The sequence below is a fragment of the Rhizobium beringeri genome (genome assembly GCF_004306515.1).
Classification (GTDB): Bacteria; Pseudomonadota; Alphaproteobacteria; order Rhizobiales; family Rhizobiaceae; genus Rhizobium; species Rhizobium beringeri.
In genome coordinates this window covers 761,958-781,364 of sequence record NZ_SILG01000002.1, presented here as the reverse complement: position 1 = coordinate 781,364, position 19,407 = coordinate 761,958, and the positions used below count along the sequence as shown (strand labels likewise).

At 63.5% G+C, this 19,407-nt stretch carries 13 protein-coding genes; 1 reads left to right on the top strand and 12 read right to left on the bottom strand.

All coding sequences use genetic code 11. From position 1 onward, the window contains the following. Positions 1–10: 10 nt before the first annotated feature. The 12 genes from tssM to tssA all read right to left on the bottom strand — a co-directional run bounded on the left by tssM (position 11) and on the right by tssA (position 16,400). Positions 11–3,487 carry a type VI secretion system membrane subunit TssM gene (tssM, locus tag ELH03_RS27255; RefSeq protein WP_130766948.1) on the bottom strand — a complete coding sequence of 1,159 codons (3,477 nt, stop codon included), beginning with the start codon at positions 3,485–3,487 and terminating at the stop codon, positions 11–13. Continuing rightward, positions 3,484–5,019 (bottom strand): type VI secretion system protein TssL, long form, encoded by a 1,536-nt coding sequence (tssL, locus tag ELH03_RS27250; protein ID WP_128403433.1) that lies wholly within the window; start codon positions 5,017–5,019, stop codon positions 3,484–3,486. The genes tssM and tssL overlap by 4 nt, the downstream gene beginning before the upstream one ends. Then, positions 5,016–6,356 (bottom strand): type VI secretion system baseplate subunit TssK, encoded by a 1,341-nt coding sequence (tssK, locus tag ELH03_RS27245; protein ID WP_128403432.1) that lies wholly within the window; start codon positions 6,354–6,356, stop codon positions 5,016–5,018. Before tssK ends, tssL begins: the two co-directional genes overlap by 4 nt. Then, positions 6,346–7,542: a type VI secretion system-associated FHA domain protein gene (locus ELH03_RS27240; protein ID WP_128403431.1), complete on the bottom strand. Its 1,197-nt coding sequence runs from the start codon at positions 7,540–7,542 to the stop codon at positions 6,346–6,348. Before ELH03_RS27240 ends, tssK begins: the two co-directional genes overlap by 11 nt. 10 nt (positions 7,543–7,552) lie before the next feature. After that, on the bottom strand, positions 7,553–8,554 hold the full coding sequence (gene tssG / locus ELH03_RS27235) for a type VI secretion system baseplate subunit TssG (RefSeq protein WP_128403430.1): 1,002 nt from the start codon (positions 8,552–8,554) through the stop codon (positions 7,553–7,555). A gap of 20 nt (positions 8,555–8,574) precedes the next feature. Continuing rightward, positions 8,575–10,356, bottom strand: a complete 1,782-nt coding sequence (tssF, locus tag ELH03_RS27230; RefSeq protein WP_128411122.1) for a type VI secretion system baseplate subunit TssF — start codon at positions 10,354–10,356, stop codon at positions 8,575–8,577. Then, positions 10,349–10,858, bottom strand: a complete 510-nt coding sequence (gene tssE, locus ELH03_RS27225) for a type VI secretion system baseplate subunit TssE (RefSeq protein ID WP_128403428.1) — start codon at positions 10,856–10,858, stop codon at positions 10,349–10,351. Before tssE ends, tssF begins: the two co-directional genes overlap by 8 nt. Further along, positions 10,851–11,681: a type VI secretion system accessory protein TagJ gene (locus ELH03_RS27220; protein WP_128403427.1), complete on the bottom strand. Its 831-nt coding sequence runs from the start codon at positions 11,679–11,681 to the stop codon at positions 10,851–10,853. Before ELH03_RS27220 ends, tssE begins: the two co-directional genes overlap by 8 nt. Further along, positions 11,678–13,066, bottom strand: coding sequence for a type VI secretion system contractile sheath large subunit (gene tssC / locus ELH03_RS27215; RefSeq protein ID WP_128403426.1), 1,389 nt, complete (start codon positions 13,064–13,066; stop codon positions 11,678–11,680). Before tssC (ELH03_RS27215) ends, ELH03_RS27220 begins: the two co-directional genes overlap by 4 nt. A gap of 75 nt (positions 13,067–13,141) precedes the next feature. Next, positions 13,142–14,623: a type VI secretion system contractile sheath large subunit gene (gene tssC / locus ELH03_RS27210; RefSeq protein ID WP_128411123.1), complete on the bottom strand. Its 1,482-nt coding sequence runs from the start codon at positions 14,621–14,623 to the stop codon at positions 13,142–13,144. Between the two features lie 130 nt (positions 14,624–14,753). Beyond that, positions 14,754–15,278, bottom strand: coding sequence for a type VI secretion system contractile sheath small subunit (tssB, locus tag ELH03_RS27205; protein WP_128403424.1), 525 nt, complete (start codon positions 15,276–15,278; stop codon positions 14,754–14,756). A gap of 57 nt (positions 15,279–15,335) precedes the next feature. After that, the gene (tssA, locus tag ELH03_RS27200) at positions 15,336–16,400 is read right to left on the bottom strand and encodes a type VI secretion system protein TssA (protein WP_128411124.1); all 1,065 of its coding nucleotides are present in this window, start codon (positions 16,398–16,400) and stop codon (positions 15,336–15,338) included. Positions 16,401–16,630: 230 nt separating this feature from the next. Here tssA and tssH point away from each other — a divergent pair, with 230 nt between their 5' ends. Beyond that, positions 16,631–19,393, top strand: a complete 2,763-nt coding sequence (tssH, locus tag ELH03_RS27195; protein ID WP_130766947.1) for a type VI secretion system ATPase TssH — start codon at positions 16,631–16,633, stop codon at positions 19,391–19,393. Positions 19,394–19,407 lie beyond the last annotated feature (14 nt).

The following is a 19,407-nucleotide window of genomic DNA, read 5'->3' as shown; positions in this document are numbered from 1 at the left end:
GGCGGACCGGTCAGAATTGTGCCGGGCATGAGAAGGCGCCGAGCGCCTCCAGCCGGAATGGATTGAGCACCGAACCGAACTGCACGTCGAACTCCGCCGCCTGGCCGTTCTGCTGGAACTTTGCCCGGAAGAGGTCGTCGCCCTGTATGGCGAGGTCGGCATCGTCGAACAGCCGGAAGGGCGACCAGTCTCCGTTCTCCGTCAGCGCCTGCTGCCAGCCGCCCGGCTGGAAGGCGAGGCGCGAAACGTTACTGGCTTCCGCCGACGGCCAGGTGATCGATTTCGATTGGATCGGGCCGTGGAAATAGACCACCCGTTCACCCTCGATCTCCAGCATCACGGCGCTGGCCGCCTCGGTCAGCGATACCGGCTTGACGTTGATTGATATCGACGGGTTCTCGCTGCCGGCTGGGAAAAAGGCGCGGTTGATCTTGTCGGCATTCTCGAACTGGGCGATCGCCGCACTCGGAATGCTCGCTGCGCCGAATGTTCCCTTCCAGCCCCATGGCGAGGCGCTGGTGTCGACGAAAGCTTCGAGCTTTTCCTTGAAGAAGGTCTTGAACAGCCCCTCCGGTCCGAAGAGCCGGATGAAATCGCTCATCGCCACGTCGCGTGGAGATTTCCGGTCGAAGGGATAACGACCGGCGACAACATTCGAGCAGAAACCCGCGCCTTCGGCCGCCCAGGCGTCGCTGATACGCGAACGGGCGGATTTGACCGCCAGCGACCCGACATCCGCGGCCAGCCCCGCCATCCAGGTATCGACCGGCGCCGGCAGCTTGCGAGCCTGTTGCAACAGGTCCTGGTTGGCGTCCGTGAGCTGGCTGTCGACGTCGAAGACTTTCGCGACTTCGGCGGTCGACGTCGTGGCGCGCGAAAGCTGCTCCTGGACCTTCTGCAGGATCGGCTCGAGGTGCCCTATCTCGGATCGCGGTGCATCCTTCGGCTGGTCGGCTGGCGACGACTGGCTGGCCGGCGCCTTCAGGGCTTCGCGAAGACGGCCGAAGGGATCGGGCGCATTCGCTGCGCTGGCAAGTGCCGTGGTCGAGGCGGGCAGGCTGTCGCCGGCGGCCGAGGCGATTTCCGCCCCAGGCGCGCGCAGATCGGTGGCCGCGACGATCGATTTGGTGATCCTCTCGACCGGACCGGGCTTGCCCGCCAGGATGCGGGTGGTTTCCGCCGCATCGCCGATCGTCTGGGAGGGCTTCACCCTGATATCGGTGAGAATCGTCGACCAGCGCTGCTCGAAAGCGTCGAAATAAAGCTGCAGCGTCGCCTGGGCGATGGTGTCGACCGTGACGCCGGCGGGATTGGGATCGCCGCGGACCCATTGCTCGTCGAGCGCCTCGCGCGCGGCGTTGGTGATCCCAGGCAGGACGACGGTGCGATAGCCGGTCGCGGAGAAGAGGCCGGCAATGCCTTCGTTGAGCGGCGCCTTCGATTTCCGCTCGAAAGCCTGTTCGCCAAGCGGCCCCAGCGCGCCTGCGGGGCTCCAGGCGGGAAGCGCACGGGACTCGCGATATTCCGCCAGGATGTCATAGGCGCGGTTGGCGATGTTCTGCGAACGGATGACCTCGCGCGCCTTGGCGATCAGCGCCTTGTCCAGCTCGATCGGTGGCAGCGCGCCGCGCGCCATGACATCGGCATGGGCAATCAGCGCCTGCCGGGCCGCGGCCCTGCCTTCGTCTGGATAGAGCCTCGTGAACATGTCTTCTGCTTCCAGCGCGGCGAAGTCCGCATTCACCGGGCCGAGCCCGCCGAGCATGCCGCAGAGCTTCAACGCGTCGAAGGTTCGGGTGACATCTGTGGTCTCGGTGATTTCCTTCTGGAGCTGGACCAGCATGCGCGGCAGGAGCAGCGTGTTCAGCGCCCGCTGATAGGCCTCGCGCTGCCGGCTGGCGACCTTGTCTTCCTGGTCGAGGCCAAGGCTTATCGGCCAGACGCGGGTCTTCGAGAAGTCGGTGGTGACGGCGGCGAGATTGTCGAGCGCCGGCAGGATGCGCAGGAAGTCCGCATCCGAAACGTCGCGAACCGGCACGCCACGCACCAGTTGTTCGTAGGCGTCTATGCGTCTTTCCGCGCCGGCCAGCGCCGTGGTGTTCTGGATGTAGGTGGCCGTCCAGCTCGTCAGGACCACGGCAAGCAGCAGGACCGTGGCGGCATAGGCCGCGCGGCGGAAGAGCAACTGCCGCCCCGAAAGCCGCTTGTCGCGGGCGACCAGCGAGGCTTCGCCGAAGATCACCTCCTTAAAGAGGCGCGAAAGGAAATAGCTGCGGCGCATGCGGGGAACGGCGACCGTCTCCTCCCGCTGCGTGCCGGAGGCGAAATAGATGCCGCGCAGCAGCGGCGCCTCCACCAGCTTCGAACCCGAGCAAAGCTCGGTGACGACCTCGTGCAGACGCTCCTTCAAAGAGGTGAGCTCGGCCGGAAAGCGGAAGATGCGGCCGCGCAATTCCGGATTGGGCTCCTGCTGCAGGCGTTCGATCAGCATGGTATCGACGCGCTGCTGCAGCAGGGTGAATTCCTCCATGAAGCGTTCCGGCAGATTTGTCGCCTTGTAGCTCTCGTCGAGGCCGAACGTCGTGCCCCAGACCTGTTCGCGGTCGCTTTTGTTGAAGCCGTCGAAAAACTCCACGAAGCCGGTCAGCAGATCGGCCTTGGTCAGCAGCAGATAGACCGGCACACGCGCATGCAGGAGTTCATCGAGCTCGGAAAGCCGCTGGCGGATCGCCCTGATCTCCTCGCGCTGCGCCTCCGGATCCCGCGTCAGGAGATCGCCGATCGACAGCGTCACCAGCGCGCCGTTGATCGGCTGCGAACGCCGGTACTTGCGCAGCAGGCCGAGAAATCCTTCCCAGCCGGCTTTGGCGGTGCCGTTCAGATCGTCCTGGGTCGTATAGCGGCCGGCCGTATCGATGAGGATGGCCTCGTCGGTGAACCACCAATTGCAGTTGCGCGTGCCGCCGATCCCCTGCACCGAATTGCTGCCAAGCGCATCGCCGAGCGGGAATTTGAGGCCGGAATTGGTGAGTGCCGTCGTCTTGCCGGAACCCGGCGCGCCGAAGATGACGTACCATGGCAGCTCGTAGATATAGCCGAAGCGCTTCTTGGTGATGCGGCGGAGCAGTTGCAGCGCTTCCTTGAGCCGACCGTGGATCTCGCCGACCTCAGCCTGCTGGCTGGCCGCCGCTTCTGCTTCGGCGTCCCGCTCGATACCTTCGACGAGCTGTTTGTCGCGGCGGCGGTCGCGGATGGTCGTGAAGACGAGATAAACGAGCCAGGCGGCGAGGATGATGCCGATCAGCGTCAGCCGCGTGCTGGCGCTCGCCAGCGGCTTGAAATCGCCATAGGCGGCAAGATAGCCGTAAAACCAGATGACGACACAGATTGCCGCCACCCAGATGATCGAGATGAAGCGTCGGCCGATGAGGCCGGCATAGGCCTCTACATAGGAGCGGAGCGTATAGAAGTAACTGAGCGGGTTCATCGCGAACCACCTCCTGCGGCGGGCGCCGTCGGTTCATCCCGCATTTCGGCCTGACGCGGCGTCGTCAAACCCGCATCGTTCAGTCGCTCGCTTGGATCGGTCAGCACCAGGATCTCGGTGCGGCGGTTCATCTCCCGGCCCTCCGGCGTATCGTTGGCGGCGATCGGATCGGTGTCGGCACGCCCCTCGGTCAGGATCGCACCCGGCCCGGTGAAGGAGCCCAGGATTTCGCCGACCGCCTTGGCGCGGGCTTCGGAAAGGTGCCAATTGGAGGGGAACTGCACGGTGCGGATCGGCATATTGTCGGTATAACCCACCACCACGGCGCGGAAGTTCTCTGCGGCCAGCGCCCCGCCGATCCGCTGGAGAAGATCGTGGAATTTCTGGCTGACCTCCGCACTGCCGGTGGCAAACAGGCCGGAATTGCTGATCCGCACCAGCAACCTGCCATTCGAATCCGAGAGAGTGACGAGCTTCTTCTCGACCTCCGGCTGCAGGAAGGTGAGCAGATTGTCGAGCCGGCTCGGCGGCTTCACTTGCGGCTGCGGCGGGGGCGGTGGCGGCGTTTCGGCGACGACAACAGGCGGGCCCTGCCGAGGAGGCTCCGGTACCTTGACCAGCACGCTCGGCATATCGCGCGGCGGCAGCTTCGCAAGTCGCTCGAACGTTCCGTCGGAGGCGCGATTGAGCGAGAGCGTGAAGAACAGGTAGCCGAACGCCAGGATCAGCGTCAGAAGGGAAAGAAGCGTCCAGATCGCGGCGGCGGTGCGCAGCGGCTGGTGCCGGGCCGAAACACCCTTCCAATGCGGAGAAAGCTCTCGTTCGAAGACGCCGTACTGGCCAAGCAGGGTCTTGTAGAGACTGTCGCGGATGCGGCCGAGCTCCAGCCCGCCGCGCGGTGAAACGCGGGTGCGGCCCTCGAAGGCAAGCGACAGGCAGAGATAGATGAGGAGAAGCAGGTCCTTGTTGGCGCCGGGACTCTGGTGGAAATGGTCGAGCAGGTCGAACACCCGTTCGCCGCCGGTCACGTCCATATGGAAGGTGGAAACGAGCCCCGAGCGGGCCCAGCCGGCACGAACGCCCCAGGCCTTGCTGAGCACGACATCGTCGACCGTCGCACAGACGACGTAATGGGCGGCACGTGCGCGTTCGGGGCTGATGCGGGCGCTCGCCAGATCGCGCTCATAGCGGCCGACGGCTTCGATCGCCACCTGGCGCAACTCGTCGATCTCAGGCTGCTCCTCCGTGTAGCGCAGGGCGTGGGCCAGGTTGAGGAGGGGGGCGGCCGAGCGCACCAGCGTCGGCACGTCATCGGCCCCGAAGCGAAAATCCCGGACGAGCGTTTCGACGGAGGCTGCGCTCTTCGGACTCGATCCGACCGGCGCCTTTCCTCCCTCGCTTTCGGGAAAGTCGAGCACGTCGTCCAGCATCTCAGCCATCTTGCGGGCGGATCGTTTTTTCCTAGTGCCGTCCTCGGTGAGTTCGACGATGGTCGGCAGGTTCTGCCAGGTGGAGGCGGGTTCGGTCTTCATTCTCTAAGGGCCCACAATTCTATTTCGAGCCCGGGGAAATCGCCGGCGAGATGCACGGCGATGGCGCCCGAAGTATCGAGTTGTTTCCAAAGCGGATTCTTGGTGTCGAGTTCGAAATAGATGGTGCCGGAGCGATAGGGGAGCTGGCGCGGCAGCACCGGCAGCGGCCGCACAGGGATGCCCGGCAGCGCCACGTTGACGAGATCGGCGATGCGCTCGACAGGGCCGATCTTGATCTGTGCCGGCAGCTTGCGGCGCACATCTTCGGCCGGCATCTCGGCCCGGACCGCCAGCACGAAGCCGGCATCCCTCAGCAGCGAACGGTCGTTGATCGTGCCGATCCTGACGCCATGCCGGCGTTCGGCAAGCTCGATCGCCACCGCCGCCTGTTCGAGTACGGACGACAGCGAGGCGCGCAGATCGTCAAAGACGGCCGCGAACGTCGCCTTGAGGTCGTCGTGGCGGTAAGGCGGGAAGTCGCTCGCGCGCTTGCGGTCGGTCGTGAAGGTGGCGAGCTCGCCGGCAAGCTGGATGCAGGTCTCATAAAAGACCATGGGGTGAATCCGTGACGCATTCGCCGAAATGTGTTTCAGCATCGGATCCGCGCGGTTGAGCATCTGTAGCAGCAGGTAGTCGCCGACTTCCGCGGTCCCTCGAATGGTGGGATCGCCGATCCGTTCGGCGATGGCCTCGGCGCGATGGCGCACGATGCCGAGCAGCTCGGTGATCAGCTCGCCCAGCCGTGCTGCAGCCGTACAGTTGAGGCTCGGCACGATATAGTCCGGATCGAGGATCACCGCCCTGTCGGAACGCACTTCGATGATACGGGCAAGTCCGATAAGCTCGTAGCCGGCGAGCTCATCTCCGGTCCTGAGATAACGCAGGCTGAGACGGCCGACGTCGATCGGTGCCATGAAGTCGGTCTCGACGTTGGCATCCGGCGCTTCATAGGGCGAAGCGACGAGCCGGACGCTGTTGCGCGCGGCACCGCCGTTCAACGCCACGTCGGCCTTGCCCGGCTGGCGGGCGGGAAGCGCTAAATAGACGATTGCATTCTTGGTGTTTTCGTCGAGATCGAGCGGCGGCGGCAGGTCCGTATCGATCGGGGCTTCAAACGGCGTCCCGTCCGGCAATACGCCGCGCAGGTTCGACAGCGCGAATTGGCCGATCGCCAGTGCGCCGCGGTCAATGCCGATCTCCGCCACCCCCCAGGGATAGGGCGACAGGCCGTGCGTCGCGGTGCGCACGAGCCGCTCCGTCCAGCGGTCCGCCTGCTGGAAATGCTGCACGCGAAGGAACATGCCTTCGCTCCAGGCCACCCGGTTTTCATTCCTCATGATGCGCGTCTTTTCCTTCCTGCCCGTCTTGCGGACGAGACCCTGCCTGCGTGCCGTTCACCGCCGTCGTCATCGCGTGGCGGAAAACGTCATGAATCGATCGGCTCTTGCCGTCCTTTTCGAATTGTGCCCGGTAAGCCCGCCAATAAGCTTGGTCCCGGCGCCAGGGCAGGCGCCAGGCGCCCGTCTCCACCCGCGCCTCAAGGATGCGCGGCTCCAGCCGGCCTGCCGCCTGAACGAGAGCCTCGAGCGCGGAATTGAGCTTGAGCTGTTGCCCGAGCAGGGCCTCGATGCGGGCAAGAAGCGCTTCCTCTCTGCCGCCGGCCAGGAAATCCGGCTCGCTGGCGGAGGACGGCGCATTCAGCTCGAAAACGGCATAGCTATTCTCGACAGCCTCCTCGAGCCGGGCAAGTAACGGCTCCAGGCGATCGGCGAAGGCTTCGGGCCGGCCGATCGTCAGCGTCGGAAACTCCTCCAGCTCCGGCTCCGGCTGTGGATCGTTATCGGCGACGATCTCGATCAGTGGCGCCGGCTGGCGTTGAGCGAGAGGCACGGAAACATGAGTGGCGGAACCATGTTCCAGGTGGCTGCCGTATTCGGTCTCCTCGGAATTCCAGTCCTCCGGCAGAAGCTGGGTGACTGAACGGATCTCCGGAGGGCCACTCCAGCCGATCTCGACATTGCGGGATGAGGCCGTCGCTTTCTTGCCGCCCGTTTCGGGAAAAGCCCAGTCGTCGCTCGTACGCTCGCCAAGGATACCGTTTGCAGTGCGACCGCCCGGAGCGATATCGGCCAGGATTGCGGAAATGGTCAGCGGTTCGTCGCTCAGCACGAGATCGGCATCGGGATCCTCGATCTCGCGGTCTTTCTCGCCCGATATGTGGACGGAAAAGGCAAGTCCGCCCATCTCCAGCCGCGACCTGTCGGAAAGCCGCACGATCTGGCCCTCATGCACGGCGACGCCGTCGACCCGGGAGCCGTTTGCGCTCTGGTCGCGCAACAGGAAGCCTTCGCGGTCGCGCTCGATGATGCAATGGAGCTTCGAAACGGAGCGTCGATCCTCCGGCAGCCGCCAGTCGCAATCCGGTGCCCGGCCGAGCGTTCGCCGGCCGCGTTCGAAGAACCATTTCGACTGGCCCGATGGCGCGCTCGCGTCACTGGTGATCTCTTTCAGTTCAAGCCGCATCCTCGCCTCCTCACAGCGCCTGAACCGACAGGCGCTCGACGATCACCGCATCGCCGCTGTCGCTTGCAGCCGGCGCGACCCTCGCCCAACTGTTCCAGCCGAGGCGCGGCGGATCGCCAGCCTGTCCGAGCTGGCAGAAGGGAACATCCTCCTTCTTCAGGATGGCCTGTATGTCGAATTCGAGCGCCGCGCCGACATAGAGCCGCGTCAGGGCGAAGAGCTCGGTGATGGCGCGGCCGCCCGGCGCGAGCGAGAGGTAATCGGCATAGCCGAGCGGACCGATGACGATGCGAAAGCCGCCGCTGAAATCGTGGATCGCAGCACCTGCCGTCGCATTGACGCCAAGCTGGACGCCCTGCGGCTGGCCCATGCGGCTGCGCTCCACCTCCGGGATGGTCAGCCAGCGACCGCGGAACAATTCGATCTCCACCGGCAGGCCGCTGAATTCGCAGAGCATGGCGCGGAGATTGACGGCGTTTCGGTTGCGTGCGGCGAAGAAGCCCGAGAAACGCAGGATCAGTTCCTCGTCGACGCCGCTCTTTTCGACGAGACGCTTGGTGCCGAAGCCGGTGAGTGACAGAAGCGTGGTGACGAAGGCGTTGTTTGCCCATCTGCCGCCCCAGCGCAGCCGCCTGGCAATGCGGTATTTCTCGCAGGCGTCAGTGAAGAGTTCCGCCATCCGCGCGCTGAACAGGTCGAAGAAGCCCGCCAGCGCCCGCGACCTGTTCCGCTCCTCGCGCATGACGAGTTCGTTGTAGGCCGACGGCATGGAGCCGATCGCCCCGATGAGACCGGCAAGCGCACTGCGGACGGCGGCACCGCCGCCCTTGCGCTTGTATCCGCTGACGGCAAGAGGCGCCGGCGAGACGCCGACATGGGAGGCGACATCAAGCCGTCCTTCCTCCACCGAAGCCTGCGCGACGCGAAAGGCCGTCACCGGCTCGAAGCGGCCGGGGTCGCGTTCGAGCAGATCGGCAAGGGCGTCTGGCTTGCGGGCGACGGGGAGATCCATGGTTGGCTAGCGATCCTTCCTCAGAGAAGCGGGCGTTCGGCGGCGCGTGCCGGCCACCGGGCGATCGGCCTCGATTGCCCCTTCATCCCAATGGTGAGCCGGGTGAAGCTGTTGACCGAGGTGTAGAGACTGAAGAAGCGGTCGAGCACGCTGCTGAACAGGAAGGCCGAGGGCCGGTCGATGGCGGCCGGATCGAATTCAAGCGCGATCTCGGTGCCGGGCACCATGCCGCCGCTGCCGAGACGGGCGGTCGAATTGCCCGCCTTGATCCTAACGAGCGCATCGACGAATTGTTTGGTCTCGGGGCTGTCCCGAAAGGCGTAGAGCGACAGGATATCCTTTAGCGCCGCACCGTCATTGTCGAAGAGCGACAGGTGGTTGAGGATGAGATGCGACATCAGCCGCCAGTTCCGGCCCTCCTGATCGTTCATCCTGACCGACGGCGTTGGCGGGATCAGGGCTTCGACACTCGCGACCGCCTCATGACCGGAGGCGAGCTGCAGAAAAGGATGGCCGCCGCCGAAGGGAAGCTGTTCCGGCAGGTCGCGGTTCAGGCAGAGCGTATCGACGCTTGCGACCGCTTCGACAGGACCTGAAGAACGGCGCTGCCTGTCGACGAAAGCGATGTCCATATCGCTGGTTCGGTCGTCTTCGTCGAAACGGCGATAGGCCTGCCAGTAGGTCGCGCTCGTGCCTGCCCGTTGCGACCGTCCGAAGAACGGCTGGCAGAATTCCTCCTGGCCGCGCGATCCGGTCAGCAGAACCCGGTCGATCGAATAGATCTCGCGGGTCTTCTGGCGCCGCGCATCAGGCAGGAGACGGTATTCGGTGCGGGTGCCGTCGATGGCAATCGGCTCGCAGACCTGGCGAAAGAGGTTGACGACGGGCGTTGCGTTGAGCGCGAAGTCGCGGACCGAGACCGCGCGTTCGAGCTTGGCGTCGCTTTCCCCGAGGTAGACGAAGAGCTCCAGCGTCTCCCCCCGCCACGCATCGAGCCCTTCGATATCGAGAAAAAGAAACTTCTGCGGCAAAGCGAAAAATTCGGTCAGCAGCCGGTAGCCGGTGAAGCTCGGCGCCGGATAGGGCAGCATGGCCTCTTCAGGCTCGAAGCCGACCGGTTTGAGATTGCCCGCCGGCAGGAAGACCGGCGAACGGTCGTCCGCATGTTTGGCAAGCGCGATGCCGAGCGTGTGATTTGCAAGCAGCTCGTAGATCGCCACCGCCTGTTGCCAGGGAGACGGAATGTGCAGGCGCAGCCGGCTCATGCCAAGGCCGCCAAGCGGCTTTCGGGCATCGAGAGAGCGGATGGACAGCCTGAGGCAACCGGCAACGCCGGCATAGGGCGAAAGCGGCGCATTGATCGGCTGGCCGGAGAGATTAGCACCGGTGATTTCGATCGGCGCGATCTCGACATCCTGCGTGGTGCGGAAGCGGCAGGCTTCCCCTCGCACCGGCTCGGCCAGGATTTCCGTATGGCGCGGCACGGTCTGGACCGAGGCGAGCGTGTCGCTCGGGCGGAACTTGACGATGCTCATCGAGGGCAGCGGCGCCAGATAATGGGGGTAGAGCGTTTCGAGGAGGCCGTCGGTCAGCTCGGGAAACTCGTCGTCCAGCTTCTGGCGGACGCGGGCGGCCGAATAGGCGAAACTCTGGATCAGGCGTTCCACATGCGGGTCGTCGGCGACGTCGCCGGTCATGCGCAGGCGGCCGGCGATCTTCGGGAAGGCATCGGCAAAGCGCGCGGCCCGGCGGCGGAGCGCCAGCAATTCCTCATTGTAACGGTGCAGGAAACCTTCAGCCATGCGCTGTCTCCACGAGGAAGCGCTGGGTCGAGGGATCGATGGTCGACTCGAAGCTGATCGGCGGCATGCCTTCATGCAGGCGGAAGGTCGCCTGGATGCGCATGCGCAGCGCCCGTTCGGTCATCGTCCGGCTCTTGAGGATCGTCACTCGCACATCGGAAAGCCGGGTTTCGAAAAGCGCAATCCGCCTCTCGATCGCTTGCGCCAGCTTGAGCTTGGCCTGGTCGGTCATCAGATTTGCCGAGACGATGCCGTCGACGCCATAGCTCACCAGCGCGTCCTTGAGTTCAGAAAGCGCCGCCGGCGGCGTTGCCGGGCAGCGCCGCGTGTTGAGCAGCGCTTCGAGATCGCGGCGGATCGCCTCCCTGACGTCGCGGACCTGATCGACGAAGCTCATCGGCGGATCGGCGCTGCGATCCGGAGCCTCGTCGATCAACCTGTCGAGGATCGAGCGGGCAAGGACGCGGTCGCGCGACCGGTAGCGTTCGAGCGGGTCAACCATGCGCAACCTGCCTGCCGGCAGCCGTTGCCGGCACGATCTCCAGACTTTTGGTGTCATGGAAGGAAACCAGTTCGTCGCCGGCGAGGTAGCAGCGCTGGCCACGGCCGCTGGTGATGCCGGTCGTCTCCTCGATCCATTCGGTCTCGCGGCCAAGCCTGAGCGTCTCATCCTTGCCGGTGCCATGATAGACCGCCGGGAGAAGCACCGACGCGGCTGCGCCGTCGATCAGGGAGAGCTCGGCGCGGCGGAAGGCCAGATCGCGCGGCCGGGCAATCGGCTCTATCGAGAGGGCTGCGATCTTGGAAAAATCGATCCAGAGATAGCCGCCGCCGGTCATGATGACTTCGAGAGCGTGCGGTGTCCGGTCGTCGAGGTCGCGGAAATCGGAGACGGCCCTGCCGTTCCAGATCAACGGACGTTCGCCCCTCAGCTTCTCGAGCGCATCGAGCGTGGTCCTCGCCTCATCCGCATCCCCGCTGCGATGGGCGATGCCAAGGCGGACGGCAAGCTTGTCGAGTTCGCTCGGCCCCTGTGGAAATTCCGGCAGGGCGCCGCTCTCGAACCATGCGTCGCGCGCCGCCATCGCCCGAAGCTCATTGCGCAGCAAGGCGAAGCCCATTGTCGCGTCGGGAGAGAGGGTGGCAGCAAGGCTGCACTGATTGTCCGCCCGCTGGTAGTCGCCGGCAAGCACGAGAAGGTCGATATAGAGATGCCGCGCCTCCTGATCCGAAGGCTTGACCTTTAGATGCGCCTTAACCTGCTCGATCGCGTCATCGAGGGCGTCGTCGCTGAGCGATTGGGCGATGCTGGCGGAAAGCGTCATGCGGACATCCTCTCGGGTATGGCAAAGGGGCGGCTCAGGATCTGACCCGTGGTCGCGGTCTCGGCGATGAGATGGAAGCTCGTGGCAACGTCATCGAGCTGGAAATGCGGCTGCAGCCGCACCGTGCAGGAGAAGCTGCCGGGCTTGCCCGGAATCTCGGCGACGCCGATGCCGGCAGAGCGCAAGGGAAAGCGTGTGCGCAGCGCGACGTCGGCGTCGTCGTTGCCGAGCGTATAGGCTGTCAGCCAGTCCGCCAGCTTCCGCTCGATCGAGATCGCATCGGCAAGCTGGCCGATTTCGTCGCGCATGATGACCTTGAGATAATGCGAGAAGCGCGACGCGCAGAGCACATATTGCAGCATGGCGGCGAGGCGGGCGTTCTGGCGCGCATGTTCGTTGGAATAGTGCGGCGGCGCATGCAGCGACTGGTTGGAATTGAAAATCGCCGAAGAGGAGAGATAGGTGGTCGCGGCAGGGATGATGCCGAGCTCGCAGAGCTGCTGCTCCTGGCCGCTGGTCAAATGGATTTCCACCGGTGCCTGGGCTGATAGTCCGTTGCTTTCGGTGCCGAAATCGTAGGGCGGCAGCTCGGCTGCGCTCAGCAGGCCACCGTCGATGGCGTCCTGCGTGACGCCGCGGATATCCGCGAACCAGCCGGAATCGATGAAATTTCGGATGACGACGGTCGCAAAAGCGAAAGCGGCGTTGCCCCAGAGAAGCGAACTGCCGTCGGCGGCAATGCTTTCACGGAAGGGAAAGCCGTCGTTGCGATTGCGCGCATGAGGCGTCAGCGGCGAACGCATCAGGATGCGCGGCGCGACAAGTCCGAGGAAACGCGAATCCTCACGCGCGCGGAGACCGTTCCAACGGATGCGGGCCGTCTCATTGGCAAGCCAGGAAAAGTCGTTGACCCGGTTCAGCTCGTGAAAATCTTCAAGCCCGATCGCCAGCGGTGAGGCGCCTGCGACGAAGGGGCAGAAGGCGGCGGCCGCCACCATGCCGATCTGCGACAGCGTGCTGACTGGATCGCCGCCGGCCGGATCGGCCGGAGAAAGATAATAGTCGCCGACCAGCAGACCGAAGGGTTCGCCGCCCGGCATGCCGAACTCGCGGCTATAGATCAGTTCGAAGAGGTGGCTTTGGTCGAAGTCGCTGGCACGCTCCATGCTCCTCGTGAGCTCGCTCCAGCTGACGCCGAGAAGCTTGACTTTGACCTCGCCGCTGCGGCTTGCCTCGCGCACGAGCATGGCAAGGCCACGCCATCTCGCCTCCATCGCCTGAAAATCGGGATGGTGGAGGATGGCATTGACTTGCTTGTTCAGCGCTTCGTCGATCAGCGTAATCAGCTGATCCGCCCGGCGCCGCCATTCAGTGCTGGAACCCATCGTCAACCTGACACAGATGTTTCGAATGCAAGGGCCAAGCGCGGCGGCAACCCACCGCGCTTGGCCCCGCTTTCATCAGTTCTTCGAGGGAATCCGGGCGACCATGCGCAGCGAGGTGGTCAATTCCTCCATCTGCAGCCACGGGCGCATCCAGGCCACGGCGTTGTAGGCGCCCGGCCTGCCGGGGATTTCCTGTACGGTGACTTTTGCCTCACGCAGCGGATATTTCGCCCGCGACTCTTCGCCGGCGTCGTCATTGGCGTTGACATAGTTGGAGATCCAGCGATTGAGCCAGGCCTCGCAATCTTCCGCTTCCATGAAGGAGCCGATCTTATCGCGGCCCATGACCTTGAGATAATGGGCGAAGCGCGAGGTCGCCATCATATAGGGCAGACGGGCTGAAACGGCCGCATTGGCAGTGGCTTCGGGCCGGTCGTAGAGCTTCGGCTTATGCGCGGTCTGCGCCCCGAAGAACACGGCATAGTCGGTATTCTTGTAGTGGCAGAGCGGCAGGAAGCCAAGCTTGCCGAGTTCGGCGTCGCGGCGATCGGTGATACCGACTTCCGTCGGGCACTTCAGGTCCAGATCGCCGTCGTCGCTCGAGAAGATGTGCATCGGCAGCCCTTCGACCTTGCCGCCGTTTTCCGCCCCTCGAATGGCGGTGCACCAGCCGTTCTTGGAGAAGGCCTCGGTGAGACGCGTGCCCATCACATAGGCTGCGTTCATCCAGCAGTAGGAACCGTGCGACAGCTCGCCGGTCTTGGAGCCGCCGGTTTCGTCGAAGTTGAACTCCTCGATCGGGCTGGTCTTCGGGCCATAGGGCATGCGGGCGAGCACACGCGGCATGGCGAGCGTCACGAAGCGGGAATCATCGCTGTCGCGCAGGCTGCGCCACTTGGCGTATTCAACCGTCTCGAAGATCTTCTCGAGATCGCGGGGTTTTGCGAGCTCGCGGAAATCCTCGAAGCCGAACATGCGCGGGCTGGCGGCCGAGATGAACGGGGCGAAAGCAGCTGCAGCGATCATCGAGACGCCCTGCAGAAGCTGGACGTCGTCGAAGGAATTGTCGAATTCGTAATCGCCGATCAGCGCGCCCATCGGTTCGCCGCCCGGCGTGCCGAATTCGTCTTCATAGACCGACTTGAAGAGCCGCGACTGGTCGAATTCGACGGCCTTTGCCAGATCCTTGGCGACATCGCGCTTGGATGCATTGAGCACGCGGATCTTCAGATTGGCGCTGGTCTCGGTGTTCTTGACGAGATAGTTCAGGCCGCGCCAGGCTCCTTCGAGCTTGGTGAACTCAGGCGACTGCATGATCGCCGCAAGCTGGCTGGAAATTGCCTTGTCGATTTCAGCGATGGCATTGTTCAAGGTGATCGTCAGGTTGCGATCATAGGTGACGGTGCCCTTCAGGGCTTGATCGGTGAGGGTGCGCAGAAGGTCCTGCGCACGGTCGGGCTCGGTCTGGCGGGTTGCCGCAACGACCTTCGAGAGCAGGTTCTCATCAGGTGCGAACCCGGCTTCTTCCTTTGTCTGCAATTGCGTTTCAGCGGTCATCTATCGATCCTTTTTACGAAAGCGGCGGCCCTCGAAGCATGAGGGGTTCCCTTCAAAAGGGGCCGCTGCCGGACAACGACTCTTCGGGAATTGAGCGCGCGGGCCGCTATCGGCCCGCGATCCCAGGCACTCAGTTCAACACGTCCTTCGCGTCTTCGGCTTTGTCGCCGCCAAGCTGGGCCACCAGCTGCGAGAGATCAGCCTTGTTCTGCAGGATGTCCTCGAGCAGACGCTCGAGCTCTTCGGAGCGGTCCGCCTTGCTCATCAGGTCGCGCAGCTGGTTGCGTGCGTTGAGCAAGGCCTTCAGCACCGGCACCTGATCGACGACCGCTCCGGGTTCGAAATCGGCCATGCTTTCGAATTTCAGCGAAACGGGAAGCTCGGTTCCGTTTTTCTCGAGGGTGTTCTCGACAGAAATGGTGAGGCCCGGCGTCATGCGGCGCATGACATCGTCGAAGTTGTCGCGGTCGACCTGCACGAACTTGCGCTCGCCGAAAGGCTTGAGCTGCTGCGTGGGATTTCCGGAGAAATCGCCAAGCACGCCGACGACGAAGGGCAGTTCCTTCACCACCATCGCGCCTTCGGTTTCCACTTCGTATTTGATGTGGACCCGCGGTTTGCGAACCCGTTCCAGTTTTTCATGCACACTTGCCATCGAGATTCTCCTTCGTCTCATCGGCGGATTGTCAATTGAGGATGCTGCGGCGTGCCGTTAGCCTCCCTTGTCGGCTACGGGCTGGATGCCGGCTGCCGTCAGCACCGCGTTGCGCGTCTGCTGTTCCGGCAGGAGCTCGGCAAGAAGCTCGAAAAAGTCCATACGGCCGCGACGCACCAGCGTTTCGATCGACATGGAGATCGGTGAATGGGGCTCCGTGCGGCGGAAATAGCGCGCAACGGCGATCAGAAGTTCGAAGGCCTCTTCCCGCGAACGAATCATCTCGGCGCTGACAGGCTGCAGGCCGATGGCCTCGGCCTCGTCGGTTTCGCTTGCCTGCTGTGGCTCGGATCCTTGCGAGGCAAGGGCTTGTGGAGCGGCGAGCGGCGCTTCGATTCCGGCGAGCATCCGGATTGCAGATGCCGCCTCCTGCAACACATTGCGTGTATTCGAACTCGGCGGCGCCTGGTCGCCGCAGTGTATGTCAAGTATTTCGACCATGCGATCGAATGCGGCGATGCACCCGGTCAGCACGCCGAGATAGGCTGACATCTGAGCGACACCGGCTTCCGCCGCCGCCTGCTGCAATTCCTTGCGCCGTTCGGTTTCGTTCGGCCGTTGCGAAAGCTGGAAATCCCAAAGCGAAAACTGGGCGAACTTTCCGCCCGGGATCAACGATGTCAAACGAATAGCCTGGATGAGCGTCCCTTCGCCGCCAACACCGTTGAGACCCGCAAATGGCGCAAACCGTTCCTCGACATCACCATCTCCGATCGAATGCAAAGCGTCGAAATGCTTGTCTAAAAGCGACACGGTTGCGACATAGACGTCATGCAATCCAGAGAAGCCGCGCAGCCGCAGCTGTGCTTCTGCCAGCCATGCCAATACTTCGATGTCCTTGCTCTTCGAAGAAAGGATCTGCAATCCAAGATTGCTAACATCGTGCCAAGCAGGTGCAATCGTAATAGTCTCACCCGGGATAATACTACGTTCGGCTGTACGTGCGGCGTTTCTCGCGTCCTTAATTCTATAGTATATTTCACGAGATACAGTATTACTCCGCACGTTTTCTCCGCACGGATGATTTTGTTCAAGTGGATCTATAATTTCGCGAACATTCACGCGGTTAAATTCCTCAAAAACCAGAGCATAATGCGAATAATGGTCATTTTGGGCGGCTCATATTGGCTTGTCAACCATTGAAGAATGATGACGGATTTATGACGACTTTCGATATGCTCATTTTTCAAAATAGAGTCGTTTTTCTTCTGGACAAGGGTTTATGAGCGCCCTAGTTGTTTCTTCGCATCGGGAGAGCGTACTGAATTTCGACGTAAAGACAGGACTTACGGATGTCCCATATCGATCTCAATCGTCTGATAAGAACGCTTGAGCCCAATCTACGTGTCGGTCTTGAGACAGCGGCGTCGCTAGCCGTGCGTCATCAGCATGGCGTCGTGGATATCGCCCATTGGCTTCGCTCCCTTCTTGATATCGCAGGCTTTTCAGCCGTTTTCGAAGAGCTCAAGCTCTCCTCCGAGATACTGAGGACGGAGCTCGACGCGGCGATCGCCGACCTGCCGCGGGAGGATGGCGCCTCACTCGCGCTCTCCCCGAACCTGCTTGCCCTTGGGAGGGAATCTTTTCTGGTTGCATCGCTGCAATGCGGGCGGAATGTCGTGCTGCTGGCCGATCTGCTTGCCGCACTGATCAACGAGCCGGCGTTGCGGGCGGTGACGCGCGGCATTGCCCCGTCTATGCGCAATCTGGACAGAGCGGTGCTCGACAGCTTGCTGGAGAAGGCGCCGCCAGGCGCGTCGGAACAGCTTTCCGTGTCCGCCGCCCCGTCCGGAGACAATGAATTCCTGCGGCTCTACACCCACGACATGACCGCGGACGCCCGCGCGGGCCGCACCGACCCGGTCATCGGTCGCGATCGCGAGCTGCGACAGTTGATCGATATTCTGATGCGCCGGCGGCAGAACAATCCGATCCTCGTCGGCGAGGCGGGCGTCGGCAAGACGGCGGTGGCGGAAGCCCTTGCGCTGGAGATCGCCTCCGGCAACGTGCCGGCCCGGTTGAAGGACGTGAAGCTGCTGCTCTTGGACCTGAGCCTGCTGCAGGCCGGTGCCGGCGTCAAAGGCGAGTTCGAACGGCGGCTGCATGGCGTAGTCGATGCGGTGAAGACGTCACCGGAGCCGATCATTCTGTTCATTGACGAAGCGCATGGGCTGATCGGCGCCGGCGGACAGGCAGGGCAGGGCGATGCCGCCAATATCCTCAAGCCCGCTTTGGCGCGCGGGGAACTGCGGACGATCGCGGCGACGACCTGGAGCGAATACAAGCGCTTCATCGAAAAAGATGCCGCACTCACCCGCCGCTTCCAGACCGTGCATGTCCGCGAGCCGGACGAAGAAGCCGCCATCCGCATGCTGCGCGGCGTTGCGGAAGGCCTGAAAACCCACCACAAGGTCCGCATCCGCGACGAGGCGATCGTCGCCGCCGTCCGGCTTTCGGCGAGATATTTGCCGGACCGGCAGCTGCCCGACAAGGCGATCAGCCTGATCGACACGGCAGCCGCTGCGGTGGCGCTGGCGCGCCAGACGACGCCGGAGGCGCTGAAGCTGCTCGCCGACGAGCGCGATCTTCTGGAAACCGAGGCGAACTGGCTCGCACGCGAACCGGAGACGCCGGAAAAGCGCGCCCGGCTCGGCGAAATCGCAGGCAAGCAGCAGGAAATCATCCTGGAGATCGAGGCGCTCCGGTCGAAATTCGATGAAGAAAATCGGCTCGTCCGGGAGGCCGACCGGCTGGAGGAATTCTTCTCGCCCGACGACGCCGTCGTCCCGCTGGCGCCGGCCGACAAGACCGGCGACGGCACGAATGTGGCGCCTTTCCCGTCGCAGGCGATGACGGCGGAAAGCGCACGCGCTGCTCTTGCGGTCACCGAACGGAGCCTGGCGACAGTCGCGGACCAAACGCCGCTCCTGCCGCGCATCGTCGACAAGGAAATCGTTGCCGCCGTAGTTGCCCGCTGGACCGGAATTCCCGTCGGCAAGCTGCTGTCGGACCAGATCGAGACCGTCAAGACGCTCGATGCCCGCCTGAAGGAGAGGGTGCTTGGCCAGGACGCGGCGATCGAGCGGATCGCTTCGGCCATGCGGGCCGCCCGCGCCGGGCTTTCCGATCCGCGCCGGCCGCCGGCCGTCTTCCTGCTGGTCGGCATGTCCGGCACCGGCAAGACCGAAACTGCGCTTTCGCTCGCAGATATGCTCTATGGCGGCAGCCGGTACCTCACGACCATCAACATGTCCGAGTTCAAGGAGGAGCATAAGATTTCCATGCTCCTCGGCTCGCCCCCCGGTTATGTCGGTTACGGCGAAGGCGGCGTGCTCACCGAAGCGGTGAGGCGCAGGCCCTATGGGGTGCTGCTGCTCGACGAGATCGACAAGGCGCATCCGGGTGTCCAGGAGATCTTCTATCAGGTGTTCGACAAGGGAACGTTGCGCGACGGCGAAGGCCGGGACATCGATTTCAAGAATACCACCATCGTCATGACGGCAAACACCGGTTCGGAGATGATCGCCGCACTTGCCGCCGATCCTGACACGATGCCGGAGGCAGAGGCGCTCGAAGCGCTGCTGGCGCCGGAATTGCAGAAGCATTTCAAGCCGGCCTTCCTTGGCCGCACGACCGTGCTGCCCTTCATGCCGCTCGGCAACGAGACCCTTTCGGGCATCGTCGATATCCAGATCGGCCGTATCCGCGAGCGGGTCGAGGCGACCTACGGCACCAAGCTTTCATTGTCGCCGGAAGCCCGCGACGCGCTGATTTCGCGCGCCCGCACCAGCGAGGTGGGCGCCCGCGCCATCGAGATCATGATCGCCCGCGACCTCTTGCCTGATCTTTCGACCTTTTTCCTCGATGCCGTTGGCCAGGGGAAGAAAGTTACCGGGGTCGCCATCGGATACGACGGCCATCGCTTCGGCCTCGATGCCGAAGAGGCCGCCCCACAGGAATTCGACACGCCGGGGGAAAACCGGTTGTCGGATGAAGTAGCCCCGAACCGCAGGCGCACTCGGGGAGCAGCGAGAAGAAAGGCAACTACGCCTTAGACGCAACTAGGCAC